Source organism: Paenibacillus pedocola (genome assembly GCF_031599675.1).
In the GTDB taxonomy this organism is placed as follows: Bacteria; Bacillota; Bacilli; order Paenibacillales; family Paenibacillaceae; genus Paenibacillus_AQ; species Paenibacillus_AQ pedocola.
On record NZ_CP134223.1, the window covers coordinates 2889768 to 2916656 of the forward strand.

Annotated in this window: 27 protein-coding genes; 18 read left to right on the forward strand and 9 right to left on the reverse strand. The window is 49.6% G+C overall.

What is annotated here, in order from left to right; translation table 11 throughout:
- The first annotated feature begins 12 nt into the window (after nucleotides 1–12).
- The 4 genes from mmsA to QU597_RS12425 all read left to right on the forward strand — a co-directional run bounded on the left by mmsA (nucleotide 13) and on the right by QU597_RS12425 (nucleotide 5189).
- Nucleotides 13–1542, forward strand: coding sequence for a multiple monosaccharide ABC transporter ATP-binding protein (mmsA, locus tag QU597_RS12410; RefSeq protein WP_310832901.1), 1530 nt, complete (start codon nucleotides 13–15; stop codon nucleotides 1540–1542).
- A 6-nt stretch (nucleotides 1543–1548) separates the two neighbouring features.
- Nucleotides 1549–2712, forward strand: coding sequence for a multiple monosaccharide ABC transporter permease (mmsB, locus tag QU597_RS12415; RefSeq protein WP_310832902.1), 1164 nt, complete (start codon nucleotides 1549–1551; stop codon nucleotides 2710–2712).
- 202 nt (nucleotides 2713–2914) lie between these two features.
- A complete protein-coding gene (locus QU597_RS12420) occupies nucleotides 2915–3583 on the forward strand; it encodes a TraX family protein (protein ID WP_310832903.1) in 669 nt (222 codons plus the stop codon).
- 91 nt (nucleotides 3584–3674) lie between these two features.
- Complete coding sequence (locus tag QU597_RS12425) at nucleotides 3675–5189, forward strand: copper amine oxidase N-terminal domain-containing protein (protein WP_310832904.1); 1515 nt, start codon at nucleotides 3675–3677, stop codon at nucleotides 5187–5189.
- Between the two features lie 112 nt (nucleotides 5190–5301).
- On the opposite strand, the gene QU597_RS12430 is transcribed toward QU597_RS12425, so the two are convergent.
- Complete coding sequence (locus QU597_RS12430) at nucleotides 5302–6738, reverse strand: metallophosphoesterase (RefSeq protein ID WP_310832905.1); 1437 nt, start codon at nucleotides 6736–6738, stop codon at nucleotides 5302–5304.
- Nucleotides 6739–7009: 271 nt separating this feature from the next.
- On the opposite strand from QU597_RS12430, the gene QU597_RS12435 reads away from it, so the two are divergent.
- Both QU597_RS12435 and QU597_RS12440 read left to right on the forward strand, forming a co-directional pair.
- Nucleotides 7010–7609: a nitroreductase family protein gene (locus QU597_RS12435; protein WP_310832906.1), complete on the forward strand. Its 600-nt coding sequence runs from the start codon at nucleotides 7010–7012 to the stop codon at nucleotides 7607–7609.
- Between the two features lie 75 nt (nucleotides 7610–7684).
- Nucleotides 7685–7879 carry a DUF2188 domain-containing protein gene (locus QU597_RS12440; protein ID WP_206104525.1) on the forward strand — a complete coding sequence of 65 codons (195 nt, stop codon included), beginning with the start codon at nucleotides 7685–7687 and terminating at the stop codon, nucleotides 7877–7879.
- Between the two features lie 80 nt (nucleotides 7880–7959).
- On the opposite strand, the gene QU597_RS12445 is transcribed toward QU597_RS12440, so the two are convergent.
- The gene (locus tag QU597_RS12445) at nucleotides 7960–9165 is read right to left on the reverse strand and encodes a peptidylprolyl isomerase (RefSeq protein ID WP_310832907.1); all 1206 of its coding nucleotides are present in this window, start codon (nucleotides 9163–9165) and stop codon (nucleotides 7960–7962) included.
- Between the two features lie 238 nt (nucleotides 9166–9403).
- Nucleotides 9404–9739, reverse strand: coding sequence for a hypothetical protein (locus QU597_RS12450; protein WP_206104527.1), 336 nt, complete (start codon nucleotides 9737–9739; stop codon nucleotides 9404–9406).
- A gap of 222 nt (nucleotides 9740–9961) precedes the next feature.
- Here QU597_RS12450 and QU597_RS12455 point away from each other — a divergent pair, with 222 nt between their 5' ends.
- On the forward strand, nucleotides 9962–11068 hold the full coding sequence (locus QU597_RS12455) for a lactonase family protein (RefSeq protein WP_310832908.1): 1107 nt from the start codon (nucleotides 9962–9964) through the stop codon (nucleotides 11066–11068).
- Nucleotides 11069–11221: 153 nt separating this feature from the next.
- Here QU597_RS12455 and hfq read toward each other — a convergent pair whose 3' ends face one another.
- Nucleotides 11222–11443, reverse strand: coding sequence for an RNA chaperone Hfq (hfq, locus tag QU597_RS12460; RefSeq protein WP_108721988.1), 222 nt, complete (start codon nucleotides 11441–11443; stop codon nucleotides 11222–11224).
- 150 nt (nucleotides 11444–11593) lie between these two features.
- Between hfq and QU597_RS12465 the strand changes: the two genes are divergently transcribed.
- A complete protein-coding gene (locus QU597_RS12465; RefSeq protein ID WP_310832909.1) occupies nucleotides 11594–12196 on the forward strand; it encodes a phosphatase PAP2 family protein in 603 nt (200 codons plus the stop codon).
- A gap of 67 nt (nucleotides 12197–12263) precedes the next feature.
- Here the strand turns inward: QU597_RS12465 and QU597_RS12470 are convergent, their stop codons facing one another.
- Nucleotides 12264–12758, reverse strand: a complete 495-nt coding sequence (locus tag QU597_RS12470) for a hypothetical protein (RefSeq protein ID WP_310832910.1) — start codon at nucleotides 12756–12758, stop codon at nucleotides 12264–12266.
- Nucleotides 12759–13092: 334 nt separating this feature from the next.
- On the opposite strand from QU597_RS12470, the gene QU597_RS12475 reads away from it, so the two are divergent.
- Together QU597_RS12475 and helD are read left to right on the forward strand one after the other, a co-directional pair.
- On the forward strand, nucleotides 13093–14124 hold the full coding sequence (locus QU597_RS12475) for an FUSC family protein (RefSeq protein ID WP_206104531.1): 1032 nt from the start codon (nucleotides 13093–13095) through the stop codon (nucleotides 14122–14124).
- A gap of 230 nt (nucleotides 14125–14354) precedes the next feature.
- Nucleotides 14355–16712 carry an RNA polymerase recycling motor HelD gene (gene helD / locus QU597_RS12480; RefSeq protein ID WP_310832911.1) on the forward strand — a complete coding sequence of 786 codons (2358 nt, stop codon included), beginning with the start codon at nucleotides 14355–14357 and terminating at the stop codon, nucleotides 16710–16712.
- Between the two features lie 82 nt (nucleotides 16713–16794).
- On the opposite strand, the gene QU597_RS12485 is transcribed toward helD, so the two are convergent.
- From QU597_RS12485 to fsa, 3 genes are all read right to left on the reverse strand, one after another.
- The gene (locus tag QU597_RS12485; protein WP_310832912.1) at nucleotides 16795–17997 is read right to left on the reverse strand and encodes an MFS transporter; all 1203 of its coding nucleotides are present in this window, start codon (nucleotides 17995–17997) and stop codon (nucleotides 16795–16797) included.
- Nucleotides 17998–18009: 12 nt separating this feature from the next.
- A complete protein-coding gene (locus QU597_RS12490) occupies nucleotides 18010–18453 on the reverse strand; it encodes a MarR family winged helix-turn-helix transcriptional regulator (protein WP_310832913.1) in 444 nt (147 codons plus the stop codon).
- Between the two features lie 163 nt (nucleotides 18454–18616).
- Nucleotides 18617–19270 (reverse strand): fructose-6-phosphate aldolase, encoded by a 654-nt coding sequence (fsa, locus tag QU597_RS12495; RefSeq protein WP_206104535.1) that lies wholly within the window; start codon nucleotides 19268–19270, stop codon nucleotides 18617–18619.
- 233 nt (nucleotides 19271–19503) lie between these two features.
- Between fsa and QU597_RS12500 the strand changes: the two genes are divergently transcribed.
- From QU597_RS12500 to QU597_RS12510, 3 genes are read left to right on the forward strand one after another with little or no spacing between them, the layout of a single operon-like run.
- Complete coding sequence (locus QU597_RS12500) at nucleotides 19504–19971, forward strand: hypothetical protein (protein WP_310832914.1); 468 nt, start codon at nucleotides 19504–19506, stop codon at nucleotides 19969–19971.
- A gap of 4 nt (nucleotides 19972–19975) precedes the next feature.
- On the forward strand, nucleotides 19976–20509 hold the full coding sequence (locus QU597_RS12505; RefSeq protein WP_310833299.1) for a macro domain-containing protein: 534 nt from the start codon (nucleotides 19976–19978) through the stop codon (nucleotides 20507–20509).
- A gap of 38 nt (nucleotides 20510–20547) precedes the next feature.
- The gene (locus QU597_RS12510; protein WP_310832915.1) at nucleotides 20548–21024 is read left to right on the forward strand and encodes a GNAT family N-acetyltransferase; all 477 of its coding nucleotides are present in this window, start codon (nucleotides 20548–20550) and stop codon (nucleotides 21022–21024) included.
- A 9-nt stretch (nucleotides 21025–21033) separates the two neighbouring features.
- Here the strand turns inward: QU597_RS12510 and QU597_RS12515 are convergent, their stop codons facing one another.
- Nucleotides 21034–21231, reverse strand: a complete 198-nt coding sequence (locus QU597_RS12515; RefSeq protein ID WP_310832916.1) for a hypothetical protein — start codon at nucleotides 21229–21231, stop codon at nucleotides 21034–21036.
- Between the two features lie 73 nt (nucleotides 21232–21304).
- Here QU597_RS12515 and rpiA point away from each other — a divergent pair, with 73 nt between their 5' ends.
- The 5 genes from rpiA to QU597_RS12540 all read left to right on the forward strand — a co-directional run bounded on the left by rpiA (nucleotide 21305) and on the right by QU597_RS12540 (nucleotide 26729).
- The gene (gene rpiA / locus QU597_RS12520; protein ID WP_310832917.1) at nucleotides 21305–21991 is read left to right on the forward strand and encodes a ribose-5-phosphate isomerase RpiA; all 687 of its coding nucleotides are present in this window, start codon (nucleotides 21305–21307) and stop codon (nucleotides 21989–21991) included.
- Nucleotides 21948–22466 carry a VanZ family protein gene (locus QU597_RS12525; protein ID WP_310832918.1) on the forward strand — a complete coding sequence of 173 codons (519 nt, stop codon included), beginning with the start codon at nucleotides 21948–21950 and terminating at the stop codon, nucleotides 22464–22466. The genes rpiA and QU597_RS12525 overlap by 44 nt, the downstream gene beginning before the upstream one ends.
- Before the next feature lie 14 nt (nucleotides 22467–22480).
- The gene (locus QU597_RS12530) at nucleotides 22481–22921 is read left to right on the forward strand and encodes a GNAT family N-acetyltransferase (RefSeq protein ID WP_310832919.1); all 441 of its coding nucleotides are present in this window, start codon (nucleotides 22481–22483) and stop codon (nucleotides 22919–22921) included.
- Nucleotides 22922–23116: 195 nt separating this feature from the next.
- The gene (locus QU597_RS12535) at nucleotides 23117–23590 is read left to right on the forward strand and encodes a MarR family winged helix-turn-helix transcriptional regulator (RefSeq protein WP_310832920.1); all 474 of its coding nucleotides are present in this window, start codon (nucleotides 23117–23119) and stop codon (nucleotides 23588–23590) included.
- Nucleotides 23568–26729 (forward strand): MMPL family transporter, encoded by a 3162-nt coding sequence (locus QU597_RS12540; RefSeq protein WP_310832921.1) that lies wholly within the window; start codon nucleotides 23568–23570, stop codon nucleotides 26727–26729. Before QU597_RS12535 ends, QU597_RS12540 begins: the two co-directional genes overlap by 23 nt.
- Nucleotides 26730–26889 lie beyond the last annotated feature (160 nt).

A 26889-nucleotide genomic window follows, 5' to 3' on the forward strand; every position in this document is an offset into this window, starting at 1 on the left:
TGGGTGAGACTGATGAGTGAGTATATTTTGGAGATGAAGAGCATCACGAAGACTTTTCCAGGAGTCAAAGCACTCTCGAACGTGAACCTGCAGGTGAAGGCAGGCGAAATCCATGCACTCTGCGGGGAGAACGGGGCCGGAAAGTCTACGCTGATGAAGGTGCTTAGCGGAGTCTATCCGCACGGAACGTATGAAGGGGATATTCTGTTCGGCGGTGAGGTGTGCCAGTTCAAGGATATCAAAGACAGTGAAAGACTGGGGATTGTCATTATTCATCAGGAACTGGCGCTGATTCCGTATTTGTCGATTTCGGAAAATATCTTCCTCGGCAATGAGAGGGCGAATCGTGGAGTGATTAACTGGAGTGAGACAACGGTGAGGACGAAGGAGCTGCTGGAGACGGTCGGCCTTCAGGAATCGCCGCTTACCCGGGTATCCACAATTGGTGTGGGCAAGCAGCAGCTGGTGGAGATTGCCAAAGCACTCTCCAAGGAAGTGAAGCTGCTCATTCTCGACGAGCCTACAGCAGCGCTGAACGAGGATGACAGCGAAAATCTGCTGACGCTGATCCTTGAGCTGAAGAAGCGGGGGATCTCTTCGATTATCATTTCACACAAATTGAACGAAATCGAGAAGGTAGCGGATTCTGTAACGATTTTGCGGGATGGCCAGACCATCAAGACACTGGATATGAAGCTGGATGCGGTCACGGAGGATGTCATTATAAAAGGTATGGTCGGCCGGGATTTGACTAACCGCTATCCGGAGCGGACACCTGAACTCGGGGAGACCATCTTCGAAATCCGTAACTGGGAGGTGTATCACCCCACGCAGGCTGACCGCAAAATGCTCGATCAGATCAATCTGCATATCCGCCGCGGGGAAGTAGTCGGTATTGCCGGTCTGATGGGCGCAGGGCGGACAGAGCTGGCGATGAGCGTATTTGGCAAGTCCTACGGCAAGCGAATCAGCGGTCAGCTGTACATGCATGGCCGGGAGGTCCATTTAAATAACATCAACCAAGCCATTGAAGGCGGACTGGCCTATGTGACGGAGGACCGCAAACAATATGGGCTGATCCTCATCGACGATATTAAACGCAATATTTCACTCAGCAGCCTGAAGAAGCTGTCCCGCCGGGGCGTAATCAATGAGAACGAGGAAGTGCTGGTGGCTGAGGAATACCGCAGGAAATTGAACATTAAGACGCCTAGCATTTTGCAGAAAACAGTCAATCTAAGCGGCGGTAACCAGCAAAAAGTGGTTCTCAGCAAATGGATCTATGCCCAGCCGGATGTGCTCATACTGGATGAGCCGACAAGGGGGATTGATGTGGGTGCCAAATACGAAATTTATTCTATCATCAACGGGCTGGCAGCAGAAGGCAGAGGCGTGCTGGTCATCTCTTCCGAGCTCCCGGAGATCATCGGGATGTGCGACCGGATTTATACCATGTGCGAAGGACGGATTACAGGGGAAGTTGAACGGCAGGATGCCACGCAGGAGCTGCTGATGAAATTTATGACACGAAGCAGGGGGTAGCACCATATGGGAACAATCAGTGAAATTTTCAAAAAGAATATCCGCCAATACGGCATGATTATTGCCTTAATCTTTATTTCAGTCTTTTTTCAAATTCTGACGGATGGCATTCTGCTCAAGCCGCTTAACGTCACGAACCTTATTTTGCAAAACAGCTATATCCTGGTGCTTGCTATCGGCATGGTGCTGGTTATCATCACCGGACATATCGATCTTTCCGTAGGGTCCGTTGCCGCCTTCATCGGGGCACTGTCAGCGATTATGATGGTGGATATGCAGATGAATCCGGTGCTTGCCGTCATCCTCTCCCTGCTGATGGGGGCGCTTGTCGGTGCCTGGCAGGGATTCTGGGTCGCCTATATCAAAATTCCCGCATTTATCGTTACTCTGGCAGGAATGCTGCTGTTCCGCGGGTTAACGATGATTGTGCTGAACGGGCAGTCGATCGCCCCTTTTCCCAAAGCTTTTCAAAAAATCAGCTCCGGCTTCATCCCGGATTTCATCGGCGGAAGCTCGCTGAATGTGCTGACGCTGGTCGCAGGCATCATTCTTTCCGTCCTGATCGTCTATCAGGAATTCAGAACACGCAAAATCTCCGTGAAATACGGGTTTGAGCTTCCGCCGGTATGGATATCCATTACCAAAGCGGCCGCCTTGGTTGTCGTAATTAATCTGTTCACCTTCGTTCTCGCCCAATATAACGGGATTCCGAACATCCTCGTAATCCTGCTGGTGCTGATTGCGATTTACTCCTTTGTCATGAACAACATGACGATGGGCCGTCATATCTATGCACTGGGCGGGAACGAGAAGGCAGCCAGCCTCTCCGGTGTGAAGACCAAACGGGTGACCTTCTGGGTATTCGTTAATATGGGCGTTCTTGCCGCATTGTCCGGCCTGGTCTTTGCTGCACGCCTTAACTCCGCAACACCGAAAGCGGGTACGAACTTTGAGCTGGATGCCATTGCAGCCTGCTTCATCGGCGGAGCTTCCGCTTCAGGCGGAATCGGAACGGTGGTCGGGGCGATTATCGGAGGTCTGGTTATGGGCGTTATGAATAACGGTATGTCCCTGGTTGGCCTCGGTGTCGATTGGCAGCAGGGGATTAAAGGGCTGGTGCTGCTGCTCGCGGTGGGCTTCGATATTTACAACAAGTCTAAGACAGCTTAGACACGAAGTCTGATGATAATAGAAAAAATGGTGAGCCGTTTTCCCGATCTGCCGGGAAACCGGCTTTTGTTTTTGGATATCCGATGGAACAACTTGTGTTAATAGACGTATATCTTGTAGGATATGGATGCAGGCACAAATAATTGTCCATGCAATCATGTGAAGTCAGCTTTAACCTGATGAACTATACAGGAGGCCGGAGATGCAGATTATTGCGATGCTGACAATGCTGATTGACCATATCGGCTATATTTTTTTCCCGGGGGAGCTTGGCTGGAGATATATTGGAAGAATTGCTTTTCCGATTTACTGCTACGCGCTGGTGCAAGGGCATATACATACTAAATCGAGGCCCCGATATTTGCGGAGGCTGTTCCTGATTGCCTTAATTGCCCAGGTGCCGTATAATTTAGCGCTGGACCCCGGCGGCTGGAATGTTGTATTTACGCTGCTGCTCTCCGCGATCGTGCTGGTCATTCTGGATAAGCTGCCCTCGCTGTGGCTTGGCATTCCGGTTGTGCTGGCGGCAATTTTCCTGATGGATTATTTCCCGATTGATTACAATGCCTACGGGCTGGTTTTGGTGCTGATTTTCCGTTATGCACGTTCCTACTGGCTGATTGCGGGGCATTTTTTGCTGAATGGCTTCTATTTATTTTATAGCGGCTGGCTGGTCCAGTTGTTCAGCATTGTTCCTACAATATTCATCGCCTTAACGCCAGGGATATGGGGCTTTCTGGAGAAAAAAAGGCTGCCGCGCTGGATGTGGTGGTCCTTTTATCCGGCTCATCTGGCGGTGCTGGCAGCAGTGAAGATTCTGACTTCCAGAGAATGGGTAACTATTGAGTGGAGAAGTCTGCTCACTTTATAAATTTTTTACATATAGGCACTTGCAAATTCAAGTCCTTCCTCATTTGAGTTGATGGATAGATTTAACAAATATTCGTAAAAGGAGTCTTGCTATGAGGAAAATGAAAGCACGAACAAAGTGGCTGATGCCGGTTCTGGCACTGCTGCTGATTCTGGCAGGTTGCCAAAGCGTTGGCGGTCTGGATGTCAATAAGGCGCTGCTGGGGGGTCTGGATGTTAAGTCGTCGGAATCAAGTACAACCTTTGCATTAAATGTGGTTCCGGCAAGCGGAATAACCAGTGAAGATCAAGAAATCATCGATCTTATTAATTCTTTTTCAGTTAATATCGCGCATGTAAAGCTGCAGGATAACGGAAACGTTTCTGCTGCCGGAACGGTCGCGTATAAGCAATCCGCTGTGCCGTTTACCTTCTTTATGGATAAAGAAGCGGTTGTGTTCACCGCTGAAGGCGCGAAACAGCCGTTCTACTTCCCTCTGGAGAGCTATGAAGATTCCATGGGTATTGAAGGATTGGATCAGGCCAAAATCCAGGATATCTCCAAGCTTGTTACAGGGTTTGTTGTGAAGAATCTTCCAAACCCGGCCGCCATCAGTGCTTCTTCGGTAAGTGAAAACGTCTATGGCCAGCAGCTGAATCTGACTAAGCTACATACGGAAATCACAGGTGATGAGCTGCCTGCTTTAGTGAAAGGGTTCCTGAAATCAGTCTCCAAAGATACAGAAGGCTTTACTGCTCTGATCAGCGGCCTCTATGATTACCTGTATCCGATTCTGACCGCAGCTGATGTGGATTCAGAGCTGAATGATCTCGGATTTGGTGATATTCCGCTGGAAGACAAAGATGGTGTTGTAACTGTAGCCCATGATGCTGCCAAGCTGGCTGTGGATGCGCTGCTGCTTGTTTATGATAAACAGCTCGAAAGTCTGTATGAATCTACTCCTGAGCTGAAGACCATTCTGAGCAAAGATACGAAGCTGCAGGTGGATCTATTTGTGGACAGCGGGCTGCATATCCGTAAGCAGAATGTCGATCTAAAGGTTGCACTGCCAGCCAGCGAAGATCTGCCGATCCAGAGCCTTTCAATGAAGATGGAAAGTCAGACCTGGAATGTGAACGGACCGGTTACAGCTGATCCGATCCCTACCAAAGGTGCACTGGATTTGTCTTCAGCAAGTCTTACACCGGGTGAAACCCTTCGCAGCTTTGAAACAGGTTCTACCGTATACAACCTGCTTAAGGATGACTTAGGCATTACGGCGAGAACCTTAGTCATCGCTCCGGATGATGAGTATTATTATCCGATTGTTGAAGGAGGCACGACTTATGTTCCGCTGCGTTACGTGGCAGAAGACCTTGATGCAGCAGTGACATGGGATGGTGCAAACCGGGCGATTACAGTTACCGATGATGTATACGGCGATAAGCTGGTGTTCAAAATCGGTTCCGATCAGGCGCTCATTAAAGGCACTACTGTAAAGCTTCCACAGCCGGTATTCGTTGATGAATACGGCGATGCCTATGTGCCGCTCCGCATCCTTGCAGAGGCGCTGCATGCCAAGGTAGAGAAGGATGAGGAAGGTTATATATTCATTGACCGTCCGTAGGATAACTTATTATGTATAACACTAGAAGGCCGAAGCTCCTGAAATTCAGGGCTTTGGCCTTCTTTGTATCGACTGGGTTCTATGGAATATACCTCTGATGGAGTCTAGGCTCCTATTGTGTGGTTAGAATCATTTCGAGCGATACTTTACTCACTTCCTGCGGCTCCAGCATGCTGTCAATATATCCTGACATGAATCCTTCCTTCTGACTCTCCCATAACTTATAGCCGGGCATGGCTTTGATCTCTGCGGCAGCGCTGGCGGCTTGACCGGCAAAATATTTCACATTCAGCTTAGACATCATTTCAGCCATGGACTGTTTTTCCGATTCTGTGAAAGGACTATCCTGCAGATTATTTAATGCTTTGTTGTATGACCCCCCGGCAAAGCTCTGCTCAGCGTAAGCCTTAAAGTTTAACAGATTGGGGTCGGTGATCCCTTCCGCAGCAGCCCAGCCCTCAACATCAACAGATACGGTATTATAGCTGACTTTTCGGGAGAGCGGATCAAAGGTCATGGCACCATACTGATGCGGGTTGACAGCAAACGCACTTGTGGCAATATCATATACCGGCAGGGCATCGGAGTCAGCTGTACTCTCCTGACCCGTGGCCGGATCACGGCGGATATCCTGCATGTGGATATGACCGGATAACACGAGATTCAGGCCGTCCTTGCGCAGCATTTTCATTGTTTCCTGACTGTTATTCAGCTTAAAGCCGGAAATAGGCATGGAGGTGTGGCTGAGCAGGTTATGGTGCATTACTGTAATGATGGAGGCGTGCTGCTCAGCTGCCAGCTTCACACAGTCATCCATCCAGTCTAAAGTCTCCGGCAGAATCCGCCCGTCTGTCTGCGGAAATTCATATTTCTCATTATTCCGGTACTGACTGCTGTCGATCATGAGCAACCATAATCCGGGTGCAGCGCTGACAACATAACTCAGACTGTTCTGATCGCGCGATATCGCCTCATCATATCCATAATCAGCATATAACGCTGTAAAGTCCTCATCGGTAATGTGTCCGGTAACAATCTGCTGATCTCCCTTGAAGGATCTTGCCCAAGGATTGAACAGATCATGATTCCCGGGAATGACATAAACAGAGGTCCCCAGCTCCTCAATACGCTTCAGCTTGGCCGCAAGCTGCTTATGGCTGCTCGCTTCACCGTTGTTCGTCAGATCGCCGCTCAGGATCAGGAATTCCGGCTTCTGCTGCTGCACATCATACACTAGGGCTTCCATCAGCTCATCGCTGTAGGGTAGCATTTTACCATCCCCGCTGGATACATAGCTTTGAAAGGCGGCTCCGCCGTCCTGCAGTGCTTTATCAAGATAATGGGTGTCGGTAGCTACCCAGAAGGAAACAGGCTCTTTAGAGTCCTTAGGATTTGAGGGAGCAGCGGCAGTGGAAGCTTCAATGGAGACAGTTGACGATATTGTGTCCCGGCACCCTCCCAGAAGCGATGCGGAGATAATCAGTATAGATAAAGCGAAAAGCGGTGCTTTTTTTAGCGGAATAAGTGCTTTTTGCGGTAATAATTTCATGTTTTATGACCTTCCTTCAGCAAATTGGCTGAATTATTGTAGCTTATCTGTAGCTACATTGTATATCGGAAAATAGGAGGTGTTTCGAAAATAGTCTATGTGATTATAGAAAATAGTGGAAGGTGAATAAATCGCCGGATTACTGCGACAATAAGTGTGGGGACTCCGTGTGATTTTAGGAAAATGTTGTGAAATAGATGTTGTTTTATCGGAATAAAAGTGTTATGATATAAAAAAGTTAGTTACTAATATTAATGGAGGTAGTTATTTTATGTCTAAAACATTTCTGGAAGCTGTAGAAGCAAGACGTTCCGTATACGCCATCAGCAAAGAATCCCCGGTTTCCGATGCACAGATCAAGGATATTGTTGAAGCGGCGGTATTACATAGCCCAACTTCATTTAACTCCCAAAGCTCCAGAGCTGTAGTTCTTCTGGGCGAACAGCACGACAAGCTGTGGGATATTACAGCAGAAACGCTTCGTAAGATTGTACCTACTGAGCAATTCGAAGGTACAGCTCAAAAGTTGTCTTCGTTCAAAGCCGGCTACGGCTCAGTATTATTCTTCGAAGACCAGACAGTCGTGAAGAGTCTCCAAGAGAACTTTGCGCTGTATGCTGATAATTTCCCGATTTGGTCTAACCAATCCTCCGGTATTCTGCAGTTTGTTGTGTGGACGGCATTTGCTGAAGCGGGTCTGGGCGCTTCGCTCCAGCACTACAACCCGCTGATTGACGACGAAGTAAAAGCAACGTTCGGAATTCCGGCCGAGTGGAAGCTGATTGCCCAAATGCCATTCGGCAAGACGGTTACCCCTCCAGGGGAAAAAGAATTCCAGCCGATCGAAGAACGTGTAAAAGTGTTTAAATAAGCACATAACAGAAATGTTTAGAACCTCCTTGATCAGGCTAAGTATAACTATAACCTGATCAAGGAGGTTTTTGTTATGCCTTGGAACAAGGATGATTATCCGGACTCGCTGAAGAATTTCATGGCTCCCGTGCGCAACAAGGCGATTGAAATTGCCAATGCACTTTTGGAGGACGGCTATGACGAAGGGCGGGCGATCTCCATTGCTACGGCACAGGCCAAAGAATGGGGCGAGAATCACGATAAACAAATCCGCAAGAAAAACACATAATAGGACAATGATCTGATTGTAAGTCCAGCAGACAGCAATCAGGCCCGGCGGAATCCGCCGGGCCTGAATCATGTGCTTAATTATTTAGTAGCAGGAGCTTCAGTTGCTGCTGCTTCTGCGCTAGCCTCAGGAGAAGCAGATGCTTCCGCTTTATCCGTTAGCGTGTTAGTGATTTTAGCTTTGGCCGTCAGATCCTGGAGCCAAGTGGAAGACATTTCGGAAACCTTCTGCGAAATCAGTGTCTTTTTGATTTCGTCTTTCTTTTCTTCCAGCGTATATTCTTTTGCTTCTTTGCGGTCAGTCACTTTAATGACGTGGTAACCGTATTCGGTCTTCACAGCACCGCTGGTTTCTCCGACCTTAAGCTTAAAGGCGGCATCAGAGAACTCGGCAACCATGTCTGCCTTCTTGAAGAAGTCGAGATCCCCGCCTTTATCTTTCGAACCGGTATCCGAGGATTTCTCTTTAGCCAGAGTAGCGAAATCGGCACCGTCCTTAAGCTGTTGAACGATAGCATCGGCTTCCTCTTTTGTTGCAACAAGGATGTGGGAAGCGCGAACTTCTTCTTCCTGGTTAAAGGTAGCTTTATTTTCTGTATAGTAAGTTTTAATGTCTTCATCCGTCACCTTAACCTGCGGTTCAAGCAGCTTGCGGATCTCAACCTGCAGCGGCATTTGCTCCTTAAGATCGTCCAGTGTCATCGAGCTTTGTGCCAATGCGGAATTCAGTGCCTCCTCACCGCCGAACTGGGTCTTTAAATCTTCAATCTCAGTATTGATATCTTCATCGGTAACGGTGATGTTGGCTTTCTTGGCTTCCTGATCTACGAGTGTAGTGGTAATCAGGTTTTGCAGGGTGGATTCACCACCGGCTTCAACAAGTTTATCATACAGCTGTGCTTTGGTAATGTCCGTACCATTTACGGAAGCTACCGCCGTACTGCTGTCATCTTTTTGGAATGGCGGTTTAATTAGTACAATAATCAGTGCTGCAGCGAGTACGATGGAAGCGATCATCCATCCTTTGCCGCCTTTAGAAGAAGGGGAGGAAGGAGGAGTGCTGCCGCCTACTTTGCTCATTACAGGAACACTTTCAGTTACGCCGCCTTGTGCAGGGACATCAGCCGGAATGTGAGCGGCTTCTTCTGTAGCTGTAACTTCCTGTACAGGAGCAGGTGCTGCTTCTGCATCAAGTGAACCTTCATTGTTGTTTACGGAAGGGGTAACCTCTTCCTGTGTTCCGTTGTTGCTTTGTTGCTCATTGCCTTCAAATTCTTTTTTGTCCATTATAAGTAATGACTCCCTTCGATATAGGTGATGCCTGTCTTTCTACAACTTTACCAGAAATCATGATTCCAAACCTTAAGAAAGTATAAAAAAGCATAATTTCTTTTTAAGTTTCCATTAATATAAAGGAAAAAGCCGGAGCGGCATGGGATCCCCACGCACCTCCGGCTTATTTGTAGGAAGTCACAAGAATGCATAAGTGTAACAGATTACGCATTCTTGTATCCACTTCAGATGCTTAAGAAGTAAGCCCTTTCAGCAAATGGCGTATGCTTTCCTGTTTCCGTCTGGGTACACGGACATTTTTGGCGTAGAGGCCCTTTTCTCCGAAATAGATGCAGTCATCTTCAATTGCACTGATCTTATTCAGATTCACGTAGCAGCCTCCGTAGACATGATAATAACTGGGATTCGACAATAAGCGGTTCAGTTGCTCGGCAGTCATTCTCTTTTTAATGTTATAGTTTCTGCCGTGAAAAATGACCAAATCATGGTCTCCGACCTTAAAGAACAGAATGTCTGTTTCCACCTCGAAGTCCTCATATACGTTTCTGGCTTCCAGCAGGCTGCTCATTCGTGTTCCCCCTTTATACAAAATAAAAGACAGATGTTAGCGCTTTCATTATAGCATATTTCTTTTCTCTTGAGAAGTCTTATTTTTGAAATGTTTTTTGTCATTTTTTCCGTTGCATTTGTCATAGACGCTGAAAAATTGTAAATTATAAAGATGGCTGCTGAATTAATGACGGCTGGTAGGCATAAACACCGGATGGACTAATGGAGGAGGAATACCGAGATGAATGAGCATTCAAAGCTGTTATTGTTTACCGGCTCCTACGCGAGTGCGGCAGAAAATGGAGTGCAAGTGTATGAATTTAACGGGGAAGCCGGGGGCACGTTAGACCTGCTGGATAGTGTAGAAGGAATTATTAACCCTACCTTTGTTAACGTGGACGCTGCGAATCATCGTTTGTACGCAATTGGGGAGAAAGCAAATGGTGAAGGCGGCAAGGAAGGCGAGGTAGTCTCCTTCGCAATTGATCCGCAGACCGGCAAGCTGACCGAACTGAACCGGATTTCCACGATGCCAGCTCTTGGAGCAGGGCAAACCACAACTTGCCATATTAACAGGGATGCGGATAGTGAATATATGGTGGTCTGCAGTTATCACGGCGGCCTGGTAGGCTTAATCACAATGGATGAGAACGGCCAGCCCCTGCAGCTCATAGATACTGCTGTACATACCGGTAAAGGAACCGTACCCGGTCAGGAAAAGCCGCATCCGCATTCGGCTATCTTCAGTCCGGATGAACGATACCTGTTCGTTTCCGACCTTGGTCTCGATCTGATCCGTTCATACCGCATTAACCGGGATCAGAATACCCTTGAGGCTCATGGCGAAACTAAGGTACAGCCTGGCGCAGGCCCGCGGCATTTTGTCTTCCACCCGGACGGCAAATCAGCTTATGTAATTAATGAAATTGACTGCACTGTAACATCGTTCCTATATGACAGTGAGGCTGGAACGTTGCAGACTGCGGGTACCATTTCTACACTTCCTCAAGATTTCCCGGCGGAAAAGAACAGCTGCGCGGAGATCGCATTCTCGAAGGACGGACGTTTCTTATACGGCTCCAACCGTGGACATGACAGTATTGTAGTCTACGCTGTGAATCCGGACACTGCAGCACTGACGCTGGTGGAGCATGTGTCCACACGAGGCGGGCATCCGCGTCATTTCACTGTGACCCCGGACGGAGAATACTTAATCGCAGCCAACCGCGATGGAAATAACCTGGTGGTATTCTCACTCGATACAGTCAGCGGGCGGCTGAGCTTTACAGGCAATACTGCTGAGCTGTCCAAGCCTGTTTGTGTTAAACCGGCTGTATTCCCTCTCTAGTAGACTTATATCCATTATAGGGAGCGGCCAATTATTCCGGCGGAACACCGGCAAAAGGAACACCGGACGGGTTAGCTCCGGTGTTCCTTTTGAATTAAAACTGTTATGTTCGTTTGTCGGATTGAAGAAGCAGAATGATAAGGGAAGAGTAGCTTATTTAAGCGAGACGGGCTTTAACGGCACGATTGTCGAGACCGCCGATTTGAACAAAACGTTCTGTCTGCCATCACCCTGGCCCTGCAGGGTAATTGTATAAGCGTCATAAGAGGTAACGAGTCCCTGCATCTTGACCCCATTGGTTGTAAAAATCGTCACGGGCACCTTTGTTGAAATACACTGGTTCAACAAACGTTCCTGTAATTTTAGACTTTCCACTTGGCAGCACTCCATCTTTTATGAATTGACTTCCGGGTTCATTATAACACGGGAATACCTATCCCAGGAAATGACTTCATAGACTACAAAATAAACAAGGGGGCAGTTATGCTTTATTATCGGAACTGGTCTAGAGGGGGCCGCTTTTTCTTGTTGTTTCTGCTGGGCTTTGCTGTCATTGCCGTACTTGTAATGTTTGACCAGACCGCATCCTTTGATAACTTCATCATACGTCATGTACAGTCAGCAGAGTCGCCTCTACTTACTGTGATAGCCAAAAACCTGTCTCTGGTAGGTTCGACTTGGTTTGTTGTTGTCATATCACTGGTGACTATAACACTGCTGTTCTTAGTGCTAAAACACCGGATGGAACTGATCCTGTTTGTCTGGGTTGCACTAGGCTCGCAGCTGCTGAATACATTGTTCAAGCTGTGGTTCCGCCGCGAGCGGCCTACACTTCACCGCTTGATCGAACAGGAAGGCTTCAGCTTTCCCAGCGGACATTCTATGGCGGCTTTTTCCTTGTACGGGGCTATTGCCTATTTGCTCTGGCGTCATATGCGGCATAGAGCGCAGAGGATTCTGCTCATTCTGTTTACTGTCTTGATGACAGCTGGCATTGGCTGGAGCCGGGTTTATCTTGGTGTTCATTATCCCAGCGATGTTATCGGGGGATACGCTGCCAGCGGGGCATGGCTGATGTTGTCTATCGCAGGTTTCGAGGCATACCGGAGTAGAAAGCAGCGGAAATAAACTTGTCTGTACTAAAAAATACGGATACCAGCGGCTAGCTTTGCTAAGGTATCCGTATTATAATGCTTTATTTAGTCTTTAGCGGCTGCTCTGACGGTTTACCTTTATGGGCATTTGCGGCATTACTGATGCTAAGCTTCAGAAGCGCGGGAAGACCCGCCTTCAGCTTTTTGACTTCATCCTTCGTCAGCTGGCCGTCCTGAATGGTCTCATCCAGCTTTTGGCTTGCTGCGTCGCTCAGCTTCTGTATATATTGATCTTCGCTCCAGCCCTTTTTTTCCTTTGCCAGGCTGTAAAGGGTTTGTCCGCTCTTCAGGCTGTTCATCAGCTCAGCGCGGTCCATATCCAGCAGTTTGGCGGTTTCACTCAGGATAAAATGTCCTCCTGCCCTGAATCCCCGCGCGTGGTGCGGATGCGACGGCTGTTCTTGACCGGATCGGACACTGTCCGCTGATGGCGCGGGTGTGCTGCCGGCAGAATTCTCTGCAAATGCAGCGGCTGGTGTCAGGCATAGCATGACGGATGCCGCAAATGCAGTTATTCTTTTAATGCTGCTATTCATGGGGTCACCTCTCGGGTATGTGATGGTACTGCTGTAATCAGTATTCCCGGGAAGCTGAAAGAATGCTGAAAGCCAGCTTAAGACTTTCTAAAAATTCGTCTTCCTGCTTCATGGGTAATTACATTTGTACTCTAATAGAGATTGACCGAAGCTTCCGGGGATATACATAAAAGGTGCGAACAAAACTTAAAGCATATGCTTCCGAAGTGAGTTTGCGAAGCAATTTTAGTGGAGCTTATGCTATACAAAACTTTAGGCATATGCTTCCGAAGCGAGTTTTGCCGAAGTAATTTCAGTGGAGCTTATGCTAAACAAAACTTTAGGAGGGATGGATTTGGCTTTTGGCGCCCGCATACTAAAAACAGGAATGGCAGTTACCCTTGCCCTCTATTTATCCGCTCTGCTGAATTTCACTTCTCCTGTCGGTGCGGCGATTGCTGCTATTTTTGCCATGCAGCCGTCCATCTACCGTTCATGGCGTTATTTCCTGGACCAGATTCAGACGAGTACCATGGGCGCTGTGCTGGCGCTGCTTGGGGGTATGCTGCTGTCCAATGAACCGATTGCGGTCGGACTTGTATGTATCCTGGTGATTATGATCAGTATGAAGATGAACCGTGCTGATACCATTGGCCTGACTCTGGTTACGGTCATTTCCGTGATGGAGGCTTCCGGACAGTGGGAGTTTGCACTTACCCGGTTTTTGCTTACTCTGACGGGAATTGTCTCTGCATTCATCATCAATATCAGTGTATTTCCGCCGAAGCCGCGCAAGCAGTACATCCAGCAGATTGAGACCGTGTTTACCGGACTTTCGCTGCTGCTGCGGACTGCAGTGTCGCATGAGATGAAGGAGAGTGTATTTCGTGATGAGAAGAATGCGCTCGAGGGCTCGATAAAAGCGCTGGCAGACAAATATGCATTATTTGAAGAAGAGCAGAAGCAGCTGCGCCGGGCAAAATACAGCCAGACCAGACAGATGGTGGTGTATAAGAATCTGCTGCATTCTTTGCAAAAAGGGTTTGAAGTGCTGGAAGCGGTAGACCGGCATTATTTCCAGGCGGAGCGGACAGAACGGACGGATGAGCTGTTTGACCGGCATTTAGAGCAGCTGATCAAATACCATGAGTACATTCTGCTTAAGTTCGAAGATAAGCTGAAGCCGGGTGCTAATGACTCGGAGCCGCTCGGAGACGACAATGACAGTTTTCTGAATGCTGCGATTCAGGGTTACGATCCAGAGAAATCAGGACAATTACGCTTGTCAGTTGTGGCAGCGGCGATTTATGATTATGGATACCAGCTCGAACGTCTCGACAAACTGGCGGATCAGATCAACCGGCAGAACGGGGATGAAAAGGAATAACTGTACTTTTAAGCTGAACGCAAAAAATCCGGCCTCAGGGGCCGGATCATATACATAGAATAAAAAAACATCATAGAGCACGTTGCGAAACACAGTACGACTTGAAAAAGTGCAGCGAAGTTGTTAGAATATAAGGATATCGAAAGATAACAATATTTAGACATAGATAGTCAATTTAATTATAACATGTATGAATTGTAATGTCAACCTTCCAAAGGGGATGAAATGCATTGGAGAAACATGATAGCGAGTGGCAAGCGGAACAAGAGAGGGTAACGGGAATTACGAAGCTGCTTACTGCCCGTATCCGGCAATTATCGGAGGAGCTTGGCCTCCATCGTAGCGATGTGGTAGATATGCGTAAAGACTTTTGGGAAGAGGTTACCGTGAACTTCAGCAGCCCGGATGATCTGGGTGAAACTTCTACAAGCCTGCGGCAGCAGGCGCAAATTCTGAATGAACGTGAGCGCCATCACCTGCAGTCCAGCAAAGCGCTTAAGAAATATAAGAAGCTGGTAGTATCCCCGTATTTCGGACGGATTGATTTCTCTGATAGCGGAGATAGCGGAGCAGAGAAAATCTATCTCGGAATCGGATCTTTAATGGAGGATAACGGCACATTCCTGATTTATGACTGGCGGGCGCCGATTTCCAGCTTATATTACGACGGCGCCCCCGGTCCCGCAGCTTATGAGACACCGGGCGGCCTGGTGAACGGCACCATGGAGCTTAAGCGCCAGTTTGTAATCGACAACGGCATCATTGAGGTAATGTTCGATACCGGGATGACTATCGGTGATGAATTGCTCCAGCAGGTGCTCAGCCACAGTGCGGATGACCGGATGAAGAGTATTGTCGCAACGATTCAAAAAGAGCAAAATGCCGTAATCCGTAATGACCGGAGCCGGATGCTGGTGGTACAAGGGGCGGCCGGCAGTGGCAAAACATCAGCAGCACTGCAGCGAGTCGCCTATCTGCTCTACAAGTACCGTGAAGTGCTGCAGGCGGATCAAATGCTTCTATTCTCACCGAATCCGTTGTTTAACAGCTATGTATCCACGGTTCTGCCTGAGCTTGGCGAAGAAAACATGCAGCAGACTACATTCCAGATGTATCTCGAACACCGGCTGGGCCAGGAATTTCAGCTGGAGGATGTGTTCAGCCAGACGGAGAGCCTGCTCAACGCGCCGGATGGTCCGGCTGCGGCTGTGCGCCGTGAAGGGATTGGCTATAAATCCTCTGTTGCATTTCTGGATGCCATCCGGCGTTATGTGAATCTGCTGGAACATGAGGGTATGAAGTTTAAACCGCTGATGTTCCAGGGACGGGCAGTTGTCAGCAAAGAAGAGATGGAACGGCAGTTTTATGCCTATGACTCTAATATTAAGCTGGCGAACCGGATCGACCTGATGACAGGCTGGCTGCTCAAAAAAATAGCCGCCTTCAGTGTGGAAGAGCGCAGTGCCTCCTGGGTAGAAGATCAGATTGAAGTGCTTGATTCCAGCGATTATCAGCGTGCTTACCAGATGACACGGCGCAAAGGCGGCGCCCATGACAACAGCTTTGATGATTTTGATACCGAAAAAAGCATGCTGGCCCGCTACATTGTCAGCCAGCGCCTGAAGCCGCTTCGTGTTTGGACCAAACGTGGACGTTTCGTTGATGTAAAGGGGCTGTATAGCAGACTATTTTCAGACCGTCCGTTAATGGACAGTCTGAATGGCGATAGCGTTTTGCCGGAGGCGTGGGCTGAAATCTGTGCAATGACGCTGGATACCATCGCTGCCGGGGAGCTTGCTTATGAAGATGCGACCCCATTCCTTTACCTGAAGGAACTCAGCCAAGGCTTCCGGACGAATACGCTGATCCGTCATGTGATAGTGGATGAAGTACAGGATTACTCTCCATTCCAGCTGGAGTTCATGCGCAGGCTGTTCCCGCGGGCTAAGATGACAGTGCTCGGCGATTTGAACCAGGCGATCTATGCCCAGGGAGAAGTGCTGGGTGATCTGGCCGGGCTGGTCAGTATTTACGGCGAGGAAAATACAGAGGTGATCTCCCTGACCCGAAGCTACCGCTCGACCTACGAGATTGTAGAGTTTACGCGGGCGATGATTCCGGGCGGAGAACGGATCGTTCCCTTTAACCGCCGTGGGGAGACTCCATCGTTAACTGTAGTGAACAGTGAGTCCGAACTGCTGGCTTCAGTGGAACAGGATGTGCTGAATCTGCATGCAGCCGGTTATCATTATGTGGCGGTCATCTGCAAAACAGCAGAGGAGAGCGCAGATGTGCATGCCAAGCTTCAGAACAGGCTTCCGGTCAGACTGGTTACAAAGGAGACTCCTAATTTCCAGAAGGGCACATTGGTTCTCCCGGCTTATCTGGCCAAAGGAGTAGAGTTCGATGCGGTTATTATTTACGACGGCTCGGATCAGAAATACAGCAGAGAAAATGAACGCAAGCTGTTTTATACGGCATGCACCCGCGCAATGCATCTGCTTCATATCTACAGTCTGGGGCAGCTTAGCCGCTTTTTACCGGCTGCAGCCCGTGAGTCAGTGGCTGCAGGATCGTTGAAGAGCTGATTCGCCGCACCTGGCTGCTACAATAAAAGGCTAAAGACCATCCATTAACAGTTTGTGGTCTTTAGCCTTTTGGCGTTTTGATTCATATATCGGAGACTCTAGATAATGCCGTACGGTTGCGGCGCTGTACCATAAGAATAATCATGTAGATGACCAGCAGAAGCAGAGGAGCAAGTGCAGAATAGCGGTACATTACAGCATAAGAGTTATAAAGGGCTACTGATCCAAGGAGCATGGTGCCGATGGCTACCCCGAAATCCAGTGAATTGAAAAACATGCCGTTTGCCATGCCCCGCTGCCGCACGTCTACAGATTGGATCATCCAGGTCTGGAGCGCAGGCTGCATGGATCCGAAGCCGATGCCATAGCAAATTGCGGCGGGGAAGAGCGCGGCGGTTGAACCAGCAAAAGAGAGCAGCATCAATCCGCCGATAATAAACAAGCTGCCGGGGATCAGCAAGGCTGCCGGGCCGAAGCGGTCATAAATTTTACCGGAGACCGGCCGTATGATGACGATGGCCACAGCGTTAAACAGGAAAAAATAAGCAATATGCTCCAGATGAACCTCCTGGCCATATAAGGCAAGAAAACCAAGCAGGCCGCCGTAGGAGATAGACAGCAACAGATTCAGCAGGCAAGGAATGAACAGCTTGCGGAATAGACTACCCTTAGGGCCGGGTGCTGAAACTGGAACGGGTTCTTTGTGATTGGCCGGCAGGCCTTTAGTCAGGCGGTAGCCAAGCGGCAGAATTAATGCAAGCGCAAGGCCGGTGCTCAGGAGCAGAGAACCGAAGCCCGGTCCCTGCAGCAGGCTGAGTCCGATCAGCGGGCCGGCGGACATCGCAAGACTGGTGGACAACCCGAAATAGCCCATGCCTTCGCCCATCCGGCGGATGGGAATGACATCTGAGGCCATTGTGGGAAATGCGGTGCTGGCCATCCCGAACCCTATGCCGAAGAGCATCCGCATCAGCAGCAGGACGATAATGGTTCCTGACCAATAGTAGCCGGTTACAGCAGCAAGAGAGATTGCCAGACCGAGGAAGATCAGCAGATTGCGGCCGCCTTTTTCCATGGCTTTGGCGGCGAATAACCGGGAAGCGATGGCGCTTAAGGCGAACAGACTGGTTACGAGACTGATTTGCACAGAGGAAGCATGAAGGGTTCCCTCAGCATAAACCGGCAGGGTGGACAATGTCATCTGCAGGCCGGTGAACAGCAGCAGATTGCAGAGAGTTAGTAGGATAAAGGATTTGGTCCATAAACGTTCAGAGGTATTATTCAATACGAATTGCTCCTATTCTTGATGTGGGTTCCCTGTGTTGTGATAGATGAGCTCAAGCATCTTCCGCAGCTGTTCAAGCTGCTCTGAGGTTAGTCCGGTGACTGAATTATCAATCACCTGCTGCTCCAGGGTCAGAGTGTTGTTGATTAATGCCTTGCCTTCCTCAGTTGCGTAGAGCTGGTAAGCACGGCGGTCACTCTTATTCATCGTTTTTGTGATAAAACCTTTTTTCTGGAGAAGTTCAACGATTCGGGCAGTGGTAGGCTGGTCCTTGGCTGCTGATGCGGCGACTTCTTTCTGGTTTATTCCGTCCCGGTCTACGATCATTAGCAGGACAGACCATTGTTCAGGGGTAATATCGTAAGGCTTCAGTACACGGGCAAAGGCAGTTGAAATCCGCCGGTGAGTGGAGCCAAGCAGAAATCCGAGAAATTGCTGCGGTGAGGAACCAGACATAACAAATCTTCCTTCCCAAATAGTTGTTATAACAATTATATTCATGACAATTAAAATTGTCAATAAAGATAGAGCAAAAAGCACCCCCCGGAAAAATATCAGATCTTGCATAAGATCCAAAATATTTCTGGTGAGGTGCTTAAGTTGTAGTTAGCTTTGATTATTATTTAGCCGCTTGCGGAACAGTTTCCCAGTCTTTCAGGAAACGCTCAATGCCGCTGTCTGTCAGCGGGTGTTTCCAGAGGGAAGGGAGCAGGGAGCCAGGGATTGTTGCAATGTGCGCTCCGGCAATGGCCGCTTCCTCTACATGTGCGATGTTGCGGATGCTGGCTGCAATAATTTCGGAAGAGAGTCCGTAGTTGGTCAGGATGGTTTTGAGATCCTTGATCAGCTTCATACCGTCTACACCGATATCATCCAGACGTCCAACGAACGGGCTGATATAAGTAGCGCCTGCTTTGGCGGCCATCAGGCCTTGAGCGGCGGAGAATATGAGGGTAACGTTGGTCTTGATACCTTTTTTAGTCAGCTCGTAGCAGGCAGCCAGTCCATCTTCGGTCATAGGCAGTTTAATAACTACGTTAGGTGCCCATTCCGCGATTTCGAAGGCTTCCTTAAGCATTTCTTCGGTTGTGAGGCCAATAACCTCTGCACTTACTGGACCAGGTACAATCTCAACGATTTCTTTAATTACATCTTTGAACAGTCTGCCTTCTTTGGCGATCAGCGACGGGTTAGTCGTCACGCCATCCACTAATCCGAGGCGGGTAATACGTTTGATTTCTTCAATGTTTCCGGTATCCAAGAAAAATTTCATTGTAAATTAATCCTCCCTTGATTTCATATGGATTGACAAACAGTATGCATATCTTCATTATGTATCATGCCACCTGAAGTTTCAACTGTTAATATGAATATTTCAAAATAACTTTATAGAACTCCCCCTTAGAAAAAAATGAATTCTACCTTTAGACCATTTCCCGGCACGTTCCTCCCATGATAATATAGAAACGGTATTGCTTAAATAGTTACGAATGGCTGGTGACAGTGATGATAACTGTAATTGCCGGAGTTGCCCTGTTTCTGCTGGCAGCTGCCGGACTTCTCGCCTACCAGAACAGCAGGCTGATCGCTGAACAGGAAGCTGACAGCACTGCGGTCCCCGCGGGTATGCTGATGTATTCCGTGTTTAATGAACGATTTTTGGAGAATGATGAAAGACCTGAAGCCGTTCCCCTATTTCAGTACACAGTGTTATCGGAGCCGGGTGAGCAGCTCTCTTTGGGAGAAACCGGAACAACGTTTGCCCTATGCCGTGTACCGGCCGGTACCGGAGAAATGATTCTTTGGGATGCACAAAACTGGATGGTGAACAATATCCGCAAGGCTGCTATCCAACGTGTGCTGATGGAGCATTCCGGATTTCCTGATAAAGCTGCCCGCAAAGGGGAGAAAGAGCTGATTTTAAATCTGGAGGCTACGGTGAAGGAGGAAACCGGACATGCAGATCCATATTAATCATGTGGATATCTCAGTCAGTGTAGGAGATATTACAACCTGGCAGGGCGATATGATCGTGAACGCCTCCAACTCGGGACTGTATGGAGGCGGCGGTGTGGATGGTGCGATCCATCGTGCAGGCGGACCGCAAATTGCTGCCGAATGCGCGGTCATCCGCCAGAAACAGGGAGGCATCCTGCCGGGGGAAGCTGCTGTTACTACCGCAGGAAAATTGCCGTACCTGGGGATCATACATACCGTCGGACCGATTTGGAAAGGCGGCGGTGCAGGAGAGGCCGCAATTTTGGCCAAATGTTATATAAGCAGCCTTGACATGGCGGTTGCCCGCGGCGCGCAAAGCATTGCTTTTCCGAACATCAGCACGGGGGTTTATAATTTCCCTAAGCTGCTCGCCTGCCAGACGGCGCTTTCTACAGTGATCCAATATGTGTCTGACAGGGATTCCCGGTTGCTGCCACTGAAGACCATTGCGTTTATTTGCTTCGAGCAGGACAATGCTAAACTGTATGAGGAAACGCTTAAAAGTTATATGTAAAGAAACCGGAATGCCGGATGAAACGGGGGAAGCGGGAGATGTCATCTGTTACTGAAGTGAAATTTGTTGAAGTTAATCCTGATAATGAGGACTTGCATGAGCTGATCAACCGCCTGGATGAAGATTTAAAGGTGAGGTATCCTCATGAAATGATTTATGTTGTGGATTTCTCCGATCCCAAAGTTCACGAGATGACCTTCGTAGTGGCTTATCTCAGCGGGAAACCGGTGGGCTGCGGAGCACTGCGGCCGCTTGACAGCGAGAGCAAGGTCATGGAACTGAAACGATTCTACGTGGATCCGGGCAGCCGCAAGCAGGGGATTGCGAACAAAATGCTGCTCCACCTTGAGGCCAGAGCAATGGCTGCCGGCTACGGGGAGATTAAGCTGGAGACAGGAATTAAGCAGCCGGAAGCCATCGCACTCTACGTAAAACACGGCTACCGGCCGATTGATCTGTTCGGTCCTTATATTGCTGATCCGGACAGCCTCTGCTACGGCAAAATATTGTCCTGACCGTAAGGGTTAAGCATGGTATTTGCCGGAGGGTGCGTTGAGTACCCATTCGAGCATAAGGATCATATCCTCGAGTCTGCCAATCTGCGCGTTCAGACTCTCCCGCTGGGGGCTGTCTGATTCAAGGGGGGCAAGGCGGGTCTCCAGGGCTCTGCACTGGATCGTTAGTTCATTGATTTTGGATTGAATCTGATTTTCGGTTCTCATCCGGAATCCTCCTGGTGATTATAGGTTAAAGTCATGATTAGTTCATTATAACGGATAACATGGAGGTATTAAAATGAGTGTCAATGTGAAGCAGCTGGCTGCGGAGAAAGCCGTGGAATATGTGCAGGACGGTATGAAGGTGGGACTGGGTACCGGTTCTACCGCCTATTGGGCCATCCGTAAGCTGGGAGAGCGCGTGCAGCAGGGTCTGAAAATTACCGCGGTCGCGACTTCCCGGGCTTCCGAGGATCAGGCGCGCGAGCTGGGGATTCCGCTGGTTGCTTTTGGCGATATTGACAGCCTGGATCTGACAATTGACGGCGCGGATGAATTGGACGGGGAGCTTCAGCTGATTAAAGGGGGAGGCGGGGCTCTGCTGCGCGAGAAAATCGTAGCTATGGGCAGCACCCGCATGATTGTTGTTGCCGACGAGAGTAAAGCGGTACAGACGCTTGGTAAATTTCCGCTGCCGGTAGAGATTGTTCCCTTTGCCTGGGAATGGACGGTCGCGAAGCTCGCGAAGCTCGGCTGCAAACCGGAGCTGCGCCGAAGCGGCGAGGAGCTCTACAAGACGGATAACGGCAATTTTATTGCAGACTGCCGGTTTGAAGCCATTCCTTCCGCTCCTGAACTGGCCTTATCGTTGCAGGGTATTTCAGGTGTAGTGGATCACGGACTGTTCATCGGAATCGCCAGTATGGCGATTATCGGCAAGAATGACGGCAGCATCGAAATTATCGAAGGTGAGAACCATCTCTAAACCGCGAAAACAACGAAGCAGTCCTTCACGTACCGGAAGCTCACAGATCCGTCCGCGGCTTCAGCTTGGGAAATGGATGTTGCTGTTTCTGTATAGTGCGGCCGTGATATACTGGATGTTTCTTGGTTTTGGACGAACGGTCCGGACGGAGGGGCCGCTGAAATATAATCTGGAGCTGCTGCGTACCGTGAAGCTTTATTTTAATTTGGATAACGGAGTCTCCGTCACCGGCAGATTGATTAATCTCGCTGGCAATGTGGCTGTGTTCATTCCGTTTGGCGTGTTATACCCGTTGCTGCTGAGAAAATTTCGTTCCTTACTCATACTGACCTTATGGGCAGTTCCTAGTATTTTGCTGCTGGAAATCTTTCAGATGCTGCTGCGGGTCGGCAGCTTCGATGTGGATGATCTGCTGCTCAATCTAATAGGTGTATGGTTAGGATATTTATTGCTTCGTATGAATAAACACATTTAGGAGGATTAACATTTATGCTGATAGATCTGAAGCAGCGCATCGGAACAGCTGAAGTGGATGAGCTGCTGTCTTACGCCGTAATCGATGAACCGGATGCACTGTGGCGCGCTTCAGCCGAATATAGCAAGCATGCTGCGCTGCAGCTGTACGGCTGGGAAGAAGAGGGGCTGCTGCTAGGCCTGGTAGGCTTCGAAGAGACCGAGGACGGTTCACTGGACATCCGCCACATTGCTGTTCTGCCTGAGAACAGAGGCAAAGGCTATGCGCGCGGCATGATTCTTGAGCTGCTGACTGCCCGTCAGCCGCGTTACCTGCTTGCAGAGACTGAAGATGAGATTGCTGCGGACTTTTACCGTGCGCTGGGTTTCATGGTGTACAGTCTTGGCGAGAATCCGGCGGGCATTGAGATGTTCCGCTGTGTGTATGAAGTTGAAGAGACCGAAGACGAAGAATAAAGGGCACTCCGCTGGTGCCGTTCAAATGAAGCTATCCGGGAGCCCATCCCGGGTAGCTTTTTTGTTGTCTATAGGTAGTGAAAGATTCCGCAGAAAGGAGCCCGTGCCGGGTTGACTTTTTAGGCCGATGACAATATAGTTTTACTGTGAAACTATTCTACTCGTGAACTATTATGGGAACAGGAGGCAGCAGTGTTGAAGGAAGATGCAGAACGGTGGATAAACCGCTACGTGGATGCCTATCTCGTAGTGACAAGGCAGATCAATGCCCGGATCAAGGAGCGGATGGCCGAAGGTCTGACGAGTGATCAGTTTCTGATTCTGCGGCTGATCAAAGGCCAGGCGATGTGCACCTCCACCTATCTGGCGGAAGCCGTATGTGTCGGCAAGAGCTCAATTACCGCAATTATTAACCGGCTTGTTGAAGCGGGAATGATCGAACGGACCCGTGATGAGCATGACCGGCGCCAGGTATACTTGTCGCTCACTGAGCTGGGGGAGCAAATATATCTGCTGGCTGAAAAGCAGGTAAAGGAAGTGATCTCTCCTTATCTGCTCTATTTTATGGAAGAAGATATCGAGAAATTCATCACCATGTTTGAGAAGCTGGCATTTTTAATGCAGGAGAAACAGGAGGGAGAAACGATTGAAGACCATACTGAAAGCTAGATGGGCTGTGATAACAGTCTGGCTCGCCGTCGCTGTAGTATTATTCATGACTGCGCCGGCCATGTCCGATCTGGTTCGCGAGAAGGGGCAAATCTCCGTTCCGGACGGATATACCTCCTCCCGAGCAGCCGAAATTATGCGGGAGGTCGCAGCTGCCAAGGGCGGAGAGACGCTGCATCAGGTAGCTCTTGTGTTCAATAAGCCGGAGGGGCTTAGCGCCGAAGATAAAGAGAGCATCAAACAAGGCGTGGAGAAGCTGGCTGGAGACAAGGAGGCGCTTAAGCTTGACTCCATAACAGATCCTTTTTCGCAGTCAGAGCTGGCGGATACGCTGATTGCCAAAGACGGTAATACCATCATGGTGGCGCTGTCGGTAAAAGGCGGGGAGGAAGAGGTAAAAGCGTTGCCGGATAAGGTGGATGAATTGCTCGGAGATGTCACTGCCGATCATTATCTTACCAGTGAAGGGCTGATCACCGAAGATACGATTGTCAGCTCGGAAGCCGGCCTGAAGAAATCAGAATATATTACCGTTATTTTTATTCTGCTGATTCTGTTTGTCGTATTCCGTTCCTTCGTGGCGCCGTTTGTGCCGCTGCTGACGGTGGGACTGAGTTATATTGTATCGCAGTCGATCGTGTCCTTCCTGGTTGACCGTTTTGACTTCCCGCTGTCGACCTTCACACAGATCTTCATGGTGGCCGTGATGTTCGGGATCGGGACGGATTACTGCATTCTGCTGATCAGCCGCTTTAAGGAAGAAATGGCTACTGCAGAAGATACGAAAAGCGCCATTATAGCAACATACCGCAAGGCAGGAGGTACGGTGTTCTATTCGGGACTTGCCGTATTCGTCGGCTTTTTGGCAATCGGCCTCTCGAAGTTCATGCTGTACCGTTCAGCGGTGGCCGTGGCGGTAGGAATTGCTGTGATGCTGCTTGCCCTCGTGACCGTTGTTCCCTTCTTTATGGCTGTCCTGGGCAAAAAGCTGTTCTGGCCTTCACGCGGCAAGCTGGAGCATAGTGAAAGCCGGATTTGGGGAGCGGCAGGCTCCTTCTCGCTGAAAAGACCCTGGGCGGCGCTGCTGATTGTAGCGGCTGTCGTTGCTCCGTTCCTGATTACTTATGACGGGAAGCTGTCTTTCAACAGCATGGATGAGATCGGCTCGAATTATGCCTCGGTGAAAGGCTTTAATATCATTTCGGAGAGCTTTGGCCCGGGTGAATCGATGCCGGGTAAAATCGTGATCAAAAATGACGACCGCATGGACAGCTCTGAATATATGGGACTGGCTGAAAAAATCAGCCGCGAGCTGGAAAAGGTGGATGGCGTCAAGTCGGTACGCAGCATGTCTCGGCCAACCGGAGAACAAATCAATGATTTTCTGATTCCGACCCAGGTTGCTACACTGTCAGACGGACTGGATCAGAGCAATGACGGACTGAACAAGATCCAGTCGGGGCTTGCGGAAGCAAGCAAGCAGCTGAGCGACAATGAACCGAAGCTCCAGGAGGCTGTGTCCGGCAGTGCGAAGCTGACGGAAGGGACGGCGGAGCTCAAACAGGGCATTGCTGCACTTGGCGACGGCCTCTCCCGGATTGAGAGCGGCATTAAGAGCGGCTCTGCCGGTGCCGGAGAGATCAAAGCCGGTCTGGCCCAGGCTGCAGCCAGTGCGAAGCAGCTGGCAGATGCGAATGCTGCGCTGCTTCAAGGCTATAAGAAGATTGGCGCAGGATTGACTGCGCTTGACGGAGGCCTTGGCGGGCTGCAAACCCAGCTTGAAGGTGTGGCCTCCGCATTAACCGGGCTGGATGCTTCATTCACCGGCCTTGAAGGCAGTCATCCTGAGCTGCTTCAAGATATGAATTACCAGACAATCAAAGGTACCGTAACTCAAACCGGTACAGGAGCTTCACAGCTTGCAGCAGGGCTCGGCCAGATTTCCGGCCAGCTTCAAAGCGCAGCGGCAGGCTTGACTGAAGCTAACACCGGTTATGCCAAGGCGGCGGCAGGTCAGACAGCGCTGGCCCAGGGCCTTGAGAAGCTGGTGGCCGGAATCGGGCAGCTGCAGACAGGGCTGAACCAGGCGGCAGCCGGCCAGGGCCGGATTGTGGATCAGATTCCGTCGATCAGCAGCGGGCTGGATCAGCTGCAGGGCGGACAACAGCAGCTGGCTGACGGTTTTGGACAGCTGACCGGGCAGATTGGCGAGCTGACCAGCGGTCTAAGCGACAGTGCGGACGGCCTAAAGCAGATCACCACGGGCCTGAGCTCTGCCCAGGATTACCTGCAGCAGATTCAGGATGCCAAAGACGATGAGCTAAGCGGATTCTTTGTTCCGGCGGAAGCTCTGGAAGCCGATGGCATGCAGCAGGTGTTTGACACGTATCTCTCTGACGACCGCAAGGTGATGACGCTGGATGTTGTATTTTCTTACAATCCTTACAGCTCTGAAGCGATTGACAGTATGGGAGATATTCAAGCGGCAGTGGACCGTGCGGTCAAAGGCACGAAGCTGGAAAATGCCGAGACGGCCATCAGCGGCGTAACCAGCACCTACAGCGATTTGCAAAAGATCTCTAATGAGGACTATACACGGACGGTTGTGCTGATGCTTGCGGGGATTTTTATCATTCTCGTATTGCTGCTGCGCTCGGTAATCATGCCGCTGTATTTGATTGTATCGCTGGTAATCACCTACTTTACGGCTCTTGGCATTACAGAAGCAATCTTCGTGAATCTCCTGGATTATTCCGGGATTACTTGGACCACGCCGTTCTTCAGCTTCGTAATGCTGATTGCATTAGGAGTAGATTATAGTATCTTCCTGATGGCCCGTTTTAACGAGAACAAAACATGGGATGTGCGTGAAGCGATTCTGCATGCAATGCGCAATATGGGTACGGTTATCCTGTCAGCGGTAGTCATTTTGGGCGGCACCTTTGCTTCAATGTATCCTTCCGGTGTATTGTCGATGATGCAGATTGCCACTGTGGTGCTCTCGGGGCTTGCCCTGTACGCCTTGGTCTTCCTGCCGTTCTTCGTACCAGTTATGGTCCGTATGTTCGGACGCGCGAACTGGTGGCCGTTTGCCGTCAAGGACAGCGGAGAGACAACCAAGCATGACATGCATATGTAAATGTAAATGGCGGATTCCTTCTAAATAAACAACAAAAGAACCTCTGTGAATCACTGGTGCCGTCTGCTGTCGGGCGTTCAGGACCGTGCGAATGGCTTCCTGCGCGTGTTCAGCGGTTCATCGGACAACATCGTTTGCGGACCGAATTAGCCGCGATTCA